The sequence below is a fragment of the Streptomyces sp. N35 genome, assembly GCF_016464295.1.
Lineage (GTDB): Bacteria > Actinomycetota > Actinomycetes > Streptomycetales > Streptomycetaceae > Streptomyces.
The window spans coordinates 14904-22703 of record NZ_JAEIMH010000054.1 but is presented as its reverse complement, the minus strand read 5'-3'; the positions used below and the strand labels follow the sequence as shown (position 1 = coordinate 22703).

7 protein-coding genes and 1 pseudogene are annotated in these 7800 nt (G+C 72.0%); 4 read left to right on the top strand and 4 right to left on the bottom strand.

Features of this window, described 5'->3' with window-relative positions:
- From JAO81_RS42770 to JAO81_RS26840, 3 genes and pseudogenes are all read right to left on the bottom strand, one after another.
- On the bottom strand, window positions 1-248 hold a 248-nt coding region (locus JAO81_RS42770), incomplete at its 3' end, for a hypothetical protein (protein ID WP_233415960.1).
- A gap of 58 nt (window positions 249-306) precedes the next feature.
- A pseudogene (locus JAO81_RS26845) lies at window positions 307-1363 on the bottom strand (acyl-CoA dehydrogenase family protein).
- Complete coding sequence (locus tag JAO81_RS26840) at window positions 1360-2520, bottom strand: acyl-CoA dehydrogenase family protein (RefSeq protein WP_199550511.1); 1161 nt, start codon at window positions 2518-2520, stop codon at window positions 1360-1362. The pseudogene JAO81_RS26845 and the gene JAO81_RS26840 overlap by 4 nt, the downstream one beginning before the upstream one ends.
- 52 nt (window positions 2521-2572) lie before the next feature.
- Here JAO81_RS26840 and JAO81_RS26835 point away from each other — a divergent pair, with 52 nt between their 5' ends.
- From JAO81_RS26835 to JAO81_RS26825, 3 genes are read left to right on the top strand one after another with little or no spacing between them, the layout of a single operon-like run.
- Window positions 2573-3379 carry an SDR family oxidoreductase gene (locus JAO81_RS26835; protein ID WP_199550510.1) on the top strand — a complete coding sequence of 269 codons (807 nt, stop codon included), beginning with the start codon at window positions 2573-2575 and terminating at the stop codon, window positions 3377-3379.
- A 56-nt stretch (window positions 3380-3435) separates the two neighbouring features.
- Window positions 3436-4023 (top strand): TetR/AcrR family transcriptional regulator, encoded by a 588-nt coding sequence (locus JAO81_RS26830; protein WP_199550551.1) that lies wholly within the window; start codon window positions 3436-3438, stop codon window positions 4021-4023.
- Window positions 4024-4049: 26 nt separating this feature from the next.
- Window positions 4050-5207, top strand: coding sequence for an acetyl-CoA C-acetyltransferase (locus JAO81_RS26825; protein ID WP_199550509.1), 1158 nt, complete (start codon window positions 4050-4052; stop codon window positions 5205-5207).
- Here the strand turns inward: JAO81_RS26825 and JAO81_RS26820 are convergent.
- Window positions 5191-6039 carry a BTAD domain-containing putative transcriptional regulator gene (locus JAO81_RS26820; protein ID WP_199550508.1) on the bottom strand — a complete coding sequence of 283 codons (849 nt, stop codon included), beginning with the start codon at window positions 6037-6039 and terminating at the stop codon, window positions 5191-5193. The genes JAO81_RS26825 and JAO81_RS26820 overlap by 17 nt on opposite strands.
- Before the next feature lie 182 nt (window positions 6040-6221).
- On the opposite strand from JAO81_RS26820, the gene JAO81_RS26815 reads away from it, so the two are divergent.
- On the top strand, window positions 6222-7800 hold a 1579-nt coding region (locus tag JAO81_RS26815; RefSeq protein WP_199550507.1), incomplete at its 3' end, for an MMPL family transporter.

Below are 7800 nucleotides of genomic sequence, written 5' to 3'. Positions count from 1 at the left end.
CCCCAGGGGGAGCGGGCCCCCCGCGCGCCCCCCCGCCCCCCCGGGGCCCGGGGGGTGAGCGGGGCGTAGGCGCCCGCGACGGTCCGGCGGATCCGGCGCTTTATCGACGCCGGGCTTTCCACGCGGATCATCGCGGAGATCATCGAGTGCGTCTGCGGCAGCGAGCAGGAGATCGAGCCGTGCCTGAGCCCGCTGGTGCTCGAGCAACTCTCGCGTGTGGACCAGGAGATGGAGCGGCTCGCGCTCACCCGGGAATCGCTCGCGGAGCTGGTGACTGCCGCCCGAAGCTGAAGGGCCCGGTGGCGCTCAGGCCAGCACCCGCTTCCGGCACGCACTGGGTGAGCCCCAAGCCGTGCGCAAGACCTGCGCCTTGCGGATCCACAGGGACAGGTCGAGCTCCTCGGTGTAGCCGATCGCGCCGTGCAGTTGGAGCGCCGTGCGCGAGGCGTGATACGCCGCCTCCGAGGCCGTGAGCTTGGCCGCGGCGAGGTCGGCGCGGGTCATCGTCAGGGCCGCGCCGTACAGGAGCGGGGTCGCGAACTCGAGCTTCACCAGCGTGTCCGCGAGCTGGTGCTTCACTGTCTGGAACGTGCCGATCTCGGTGCCGAACTGCTGGCGCTGCTTCACGTACGCGACCGTGCGGTCGAGCAGCGCCCGGCCCACCCCGAGCGCCTGCGCGGCCGCGGCGAGCGTGCCCCAGGAGTCGGTGGCCGCGAAGGCGGCGCGGTCCTGGGTGAGGAGTTCGGCGGGCGCACCCGGTTCGGCCAGCCGGCGGGCGGGGTCGGCCGAGCGGTGAGCCGGGCCGTGTCCGGTGCAGGTGTGCAGGCCGCCGTCCGCGAAGGTGACGGTGAGGTCCGCGGCCTCCGCGTCCAGGGCGTACGGGCCGCCCGGCGCCTTGACCGTCGCCATCACGGAACCGGCGGCGATGCCCGGCAGGAGCCGCTTGGCGTGTGGGCAGGCGCCGGGCGCCGCCCCGGGGCCCGGGGGCGCCGCCGGCCCCCCCGCCCCCCCCCGGCCCGCCCGGGGGGCCCCGGTGGGGGGGCGCGCAGCGCCGGCCCCCGGCCGGGCCCCCGCCCCCCGCCGCGGTCTCCACGACCGGCCCCGGTACGGCGTGGCGGCCCAACTCCACGTAGGCGACGGCCAGTTCTACGGGCAGCGGCCCCACTCCCTCGTACGCCTCGGGTACGGCGAGCGCGAAGACGCCCGCGTCCGCGAGCCGCGACCACAGGGCCCGGCCGGCCGTGAAGTCCCCGGCGCCCCAGGACCGTACGGCCGCGGGGACGTCCGCCGCCGTCAGCATCGCGTCCAGGCTGCGGGCGAACTCGCGCTGCTCGTCGTCCAGGAGGAAGCGTGTGCCCGTCATGTCCGCCGTCCCTTCGGCAGGCCGAGCAGCCGCTCGGCGATGATGTCGCGCTGGATCTCGTTGGTGCCCGCGTAGATCGGGCCCGCGAGCGAGAAGACATAGCCCTCGGCCCAGTCGTACGGCCCGTCATGGGATGCCAACTCGCCGTCCGCGCCCAGGAGATCGAGGGCGGTCTCGTGCAGCGCGATGTCGTACTGGGACCAGAACACCTTGTTCAGGGAGGACTCCGCGCCGATCGTCTCCCCGGCGGCGAAGCGGGACGCGTTGGCCGCCGTGAACAGCTGGTACGCGCGGGCGCCCACCACCGCGTCCGCCACCCGGTCCCTGACGGCCGTGTCGGCGGGGTTCCCCTGCTCGCGCCACAGGTCGACGAGACGGTCCGCCGCCGCCATGAAGCGGCCGGGGGAGCGCAGCGTGAGCCCGCGTTCGTTGCCCGTGGTCGACATGGCGATACGCCAGCCCTGGCCGGCCTCGCCGATGACGTCCTCGTCCGGTACGAAGACCTCGTCGAGGAAGAGCTCCGCGAAGGCGGGTTTGCCGTCCAGGCGGCCGATCGGGCGGACGGTGACGCCGGGGGCGCGCAGGTCGAACATCAGGTAGCTCAGGCCGCGGTGGGGCCGGTCCGCCGCCGGGTCCGTACGGAAGATGCCGAAGGCACGGTCCGCGAACGCCGCCCGCGACGACCAGGTCTTCTGGCCGCTCAGCAGCCAGCCCCCGTCGGTCCGCACGGCGCGGGACTTCAGCGAGGCGAGGTCGCTGCCCGCCTCCGGCTCCGACCAGGCCTGCGCCCAGATCACCTCACCGCTCGCCATCGACGGCAGGATGCGCTGCTTCTGCTCCGGGGTGCCGTGGTCGAGGAGCGTGGGGGCGAGGAGGTTGATGCCGTTCTGCGAGACCCGGCCCGGCCCGCCGGCCGCGTAGTACTCCTCCTCGAAGATCAGCCACTTGAAGATGTCCACGCCCCGGCCCCCGTACTCCTCGGGCCAGGACACCACCGACCAGCGGTCATCGGACAACCGCCGCTCCCACGCGCGGTGCTGGGCGAAGCCCTCTTCCGTCTCCAGCGACATGAGCGGCTGCGAGGGGACGTTCGCGCGCAGCCACTCCCTCGCCTCCTGACGGAACGCCTGCTCTTCGGGTGATGCGTCCAGGTCCACGGGCCGCCCAACTCCCTTCCCTAACAAGTGTTTGGTAGGTTAGCCTCCCGCTGTGACTGACAACAAGCCTGGGACCGGCAGCAAGCCGCAGTACGTGAAAGGCCACGGGCTCCTCGAAGGGCGCACCGCCGTGATCACCGCGGCCGCCGGTGCGGGGATCGGGGGCGCGACCGCCCGACGCTTCCTGGAAGAGGGCGCGTCCGTCGTCATCAGCGACGCGCACGAGCGCCGCCTCGCCGAGTCCGAGGCCGAACTGGCCAAGGAGTTCGGGGCCGACCGCGTGGCCTCGCTGCCGTGCGACGTGACGGACGAGGGCCAGGTGCAGGCGCTGTTCTCGTACGCCGCCGAACGCCACGGCGGACTCGATCTGGTCGTCAACAACGCCGGACTCGGCGGGACTTCGGCCCTGGTCGACATGACCGACGAGCAGTGGTCACGAGTCCTCGACGTCACGCTCAACGGCACCTTCCGCTGCGTACGCGCGGCCCTGCGGCACTTCAAGGACTCCGGCTCCGGCGGGGTGATCGTCAACAACGCCTCCGTCATCGGCTGGCGCGCCCAGGCCGGACAGGCGCACTACGCGGCCGCGAAAGCGGGCGTCATGGCACTCACCCGGACCGCCGCGATCGAGGCCGCCGAGTACGGGGTGCGGGTCAACGCCGTCTCGCCCAGCCTCGCCATGCATCCGCACCTGGTGAAGGTCACGACGCCGGAGCTCCTCGAGGAGCTGACCGCACGCGAGGCCTTCGGGCGGTACGCCGAGCCGTGGGAGGTGGCCAACGTGATCGTGTTCCTGGCGGGCCCCTACTCCTCGTACATGACCGGGGAAGTCGTCTCCGTCAGCAGCCAGCATGCGTAGGCCCTCGACGGGAGGCGGACAATGAACGCGTGCCGAAGCAGAACGACAGCAAGAACGTGACCCCGTCGCCCGCCCGCCGTGGTGAACTCCTCGCGACCGCCGCGGAGGTGTTCGCCGCGCAGGGCTACAACGCCACGACCGTCCGCAAGATCGCCGACGAGGCGGGCATGCTGGCGGGCAGCCTCTACTACCACTTCGATTCGAAGGAGGGGATCCTCGACGAGATCCTCTCCTCCTTCCTCGACGAACTCTGGCAGGGATACGACGAGGTGCTCGCCGCCGGGCTCGGTCCGCGCGAGACCATCGAGGCCCTCGTCACCGAGTCCTTCCGCGAGATCGACCGGCACCGCGCGGCCGTCGCGATCTACCAGAAGGAGTCGCGGCACCTCGCCCAGCAGGAGCGCTTCGCGTATCTCGTCGAGTCGCAGCAGAAGTTCGAGAAGGCGTGGCTCGGCACGCTCGAGCGCGGGGTCGCCGCCCAGGTCTTCCGCTCCGACCTGGACATCCGGCTCACGTACCGCTTCGTGCGCGACACCGTATGGGTCGCCGCGTCCTGGTACCGGCCGGGCGGGCAGCACAGCCCGGAGGAGATCGCCCGGCAGTACCTGTCGATGGTCCTGGACGGAATCGCCGTACGTGAGTAACGCACTTTCGTGATTGGGGAGTTGTCATGGCCGAGGCCTACATAGTCGAAGCGGTCCGTACGCCGGTGGGGCGCCGCAAGGGCGGACTGTCCCAGGTGCATCCGGCGGATCTCGGCGCGCATGTGCTCAAGGCGCTCGTGGAGCGCTCGGGCGTCGATGCCGCCGCCGTCGAGGACGTGGTCTTCGGCTGCCTCGACACGGTCGGACCGCAGGCCGGCGACATCGCGCGCACCGCGTGGCTGGCGGCCGGGCTGCCCGAGGAGGTGCCGGGCGTGACGATCGACCGGCAGTGCGGCTCCTCGCAGCAGGCCGTGCACTTCGCCGCACAGGGTGTGCTGTCCGGGACCCAGGACCTGGTGGTCGCGGGCGGCGTACAGAACATGACGATGATCCCGATCGCCTTCGCCTCCCGTCAGGCGGGCGAGCCGCTCGGGCTCACGGACGGTCCCTTCCACGGGTCGGTGGGCTGGCAGCAGCGGTACGGGAAGCAGCCGGTCAACCAGTTCCACGGGGCGGAGCTGATCGCGGCGAAGTGGGGGATCACGCGACGTGACCAGGAGGAGTTCGCGCTCCGCTCGCATCAGCGGGCGCTCGCGGCCATCGACGAGGGGCGCTTCGCCCGCGAGACCGTCGCCTACGGGGACGTGACCGTGGACGAGGGCCCGCGCCGCGACACCTCCCTGGAGAAGATGGCCGGACTGCAGCCCGTCATGGAGGGCGGCACCATCACGGCGGCCTGCTCCTCGCAGGTCTCGGACGGTGCGGCGGCGATGCTGCTCGCCTCCGGACAGGCCGTACGGGAGCACGGACTGACCCCGCGCGCCCGCATCCATCACCTGTCCGTACGCGGGGAGGACCCCATCCGGATGCTCTCCGCGCCCATCCCGGCGACGGCGTACGCGCTGAAGAAGTCCGGGATGTCGATCGGTGACATCGACCTGGTCGAGATCAACGAGGCCTTCGCCCCGGTGGTCCTCGCCTGGCTCAAGGAGACGGGCGCGGACCCGGACAAGGTCAACGTCAACGGCGGCGCGATCGCCCTCGGCCACCCGCTCGGCGCCACGGGCGTCAAGTTGATGACCACGCTGCTGCACGAACTGGAGCGCACGGGCGGGCGGTTCGGGCTGCAGACGATGTGCGAGGGCGGCGGCCAGGCGAACGTGACGATCATCGAGCGGCTCTGAGAGGTCGGGCCTGAGCCGTGGAGAGCGGGGTCAGGGCCGGATCCTGGCGCAGTATCGAGAGCTGCAGCTCTTTGAGGCTCCGCCCCGGCTCGCCCCCGAGCTCCGCGGCCACCCTGCGTTGATGGTCCCGGTACACCGCCAAGGCCTCACCGCCCCGCTCGGCCCGGTACAGCGCCAGCATCAGCAGCCATACGAAACGTTCGTGCAGGCCGTGGCTGTGCACCAGGCACTCCAGATACGGGATCGCCTCGCGGTGCCCGCCGAGGTCGAGCTCGATCCCGGCGCGTAGTTCGAAGTCGACGAGCAGCCGTGCCCGGGTGAAGGTCCGCTCCCGGTCGAGCAGCGGTGCGTCCAGACCCTCCGCCAGCGGGCCCTTCTTGAGGGCCCGCGCCTGGTCGAGCAGCCGCGCCGCCTCGGCCGGTTCGTCCGCGGCCAGCGCCGTCCGGGCGGCTGCCGTCAGCCGGTCGTAGGCGTACAGGTCCACGCAGGCACCGCCCGGGTCGAGGCGGTACCCGGCCCCGGTCCACTCCACCGTCATCCCGTGATCCGCGAGCGCGGGACGCAGGCCCGACAGGTACTTCTGCAGCAGATTCTTGGTGTGCGCGGGCGGCCGCTCGCCCCACAGGGCATCGGTCAGCTGCCGCAGCCCCAGGGTGCGTCCGGGCTGAAGCAGCAGGACCGCGAGGAGAGCCTGCTGCTTCGGCGGGCCCAGGGCGGCCTTCAGGCCGGCGCGGTGCACGGTGAACGGACCGAGCAGCGTGACCGAGGAGCGCTCGGGATGTGCACGGCAGTCGTGGCCGCCGGGGCGTTCACGCAGCAGGACTCCGGACATCGCTCCCCCTGGTCGCCGGTGTCTTGGGTCTCAGGATCTCAACGCCCGGTGGACGACTGACAGTTCCCGACTCTCCCGTGGTCCTTCCGGCGGATCTTCCAGCGGTCCTGGAAGCGGCACGGTCGAAGGTGGGCCCACCGTTCCCGTGTCCACGGGGCCCGCTCCCGTACAGGAGACCTGCCGTGCAACCTCGCGATCCCCTCGCCCGCCTGGGGTCCGCCCTCGCCCGCCGTCCGCGCCGCGCGCTGTGGGCGAGTGTCGTCCTCACCCTCCTCGCCCTCGTCCTCGCCGCCGGCACCATGGACAAGCTCGTCCTCAGCCGTTTCGAGAGCCCCGGTTCTGAGTCGGTGCGGACACGGGCTCTGCTCGAGGAGGAGTTCGGCACGGGCACGCCGTCGGTGCTCCTGATGGTCACCGCCAAGGAAGGCACCGTCGACACTCCCGCGGTCGCCGAGGCCGGGCGGGAGCTGGAGAAGGAGCTGGCCGCGCAGGACGGGGTGGCCGAGACCGCCTCGTACTGGAGCCGCGGCAACTCACCGGTGATGCGCGCCGAGGACGCCCGGCAGGCGCTGGTGATCGCCCGGATGGCGGGCACGGTCACCGAGGCGCGGGCGGAACTGGCCAGGCTCTCCCCGGAGTTCACCCGGGACGGCGAGCTGGTCGAGGTCCGGGTCGGTGGCGGCGACGAGGTGTTCCGGCAGGCCGCCGAGCAGGCTCGTGCGGACTTCCTGCGGGCCGAGCTGATCGTGATCCCGCTGGTGCTCCTGCTGCTCTTCGCCCTCTACCGCCGATTCTCGGCGGCCGCGCTCACCCTGGGCATGGGGCTGTTCTCGGTCATCGGGACGCTGGCGCTGCTGCGGATCGTCACCCTCTTCGCCGACGTCTCGACCTTCGCGGCCAATCTCACGCTCGTCATGGGCATCGGACTCGGCGTGGACTACAGCCTGTTCGTCATCAACCGCTTCCGTGAGGCGCTGGCATCCGGCGCCGAAGTGCCCGCTGCCGTACGGGAGTCGGTGGTACGCGCCGGGCGCACCGTCGCCTTCAGCGGTCTGACCGTAATCGTGTCCCTGGCCTGCCTGCTGCTCTTCCCGTTCCCGTTCCTGCGCTCCTTCGCGTACGCGGGCATCGGCACCGTGCTGACCTCGGTGTTCGCCGCCCTGGTGATCCTGCCCGCCGCACTCGCCAGGCTGGGCCACCGGATCGCCCGGCGCAAGGCTCCACGGGCCGGCGGGTGGTGGCGGCGCATGGCGCTACGGATGATGAAACGCCCTGTTCTGTACGGGGTTTCGGCGCTTGCCGTGCTGCTCACGGTCTCCGCGCCCGCGCTCGGCCTGACCTTCGGCACCCCCGACGAGCGGGTACTGCCCGCATCGACCTCCAGCCGAGTCGTCCAGCAGGACATCAGGGACAACTTCGCTGCCGAGGAGATGGACGCGATCCAGGTACTCGACCCGAGTGCCGCACCGGGTGTGATCGAGGAGCGCGCGCTCGCGCTCTCCCGCATCTCCGAAGTGCGCCAGGTCGACGCGCTCACCGGCTCGTACGCCGAAGGCCGCAAGATCCGCGCACCGGGTGCCTGGTCGGATCGCTTCGAGGGAGGGCAGGGCACCTGGTACTCGGTCATCGCCACGCACGAGGGTCTCGAGGGGGAGGTCGACCGTGTGCTGGGCGACATCCGGTCGACGGCCGGCGCCGGGGCGCGCCCCGGCGGGGCTCCGGCCCCACCCGCCCCCCTCCCCCCCCCATTGGCCGCCCCCG

Coding starts and splice junctions, on each gene's coding strand:
- JAO81_RS26825 (WP_199550509.1), top strand. CDS start 4,050: ATGGCCGAGGCCTACATAGTCGAAGCGGTCCGTACGCCGGTGGGGCGC.
- JAO81_RS26820 (WP_199550508.1), bottom strand. CDS start 6,039: ATGTCCGGAGTCCTGCTGCGTGAACGCCCCGGCGGCCACGACTGCCGT.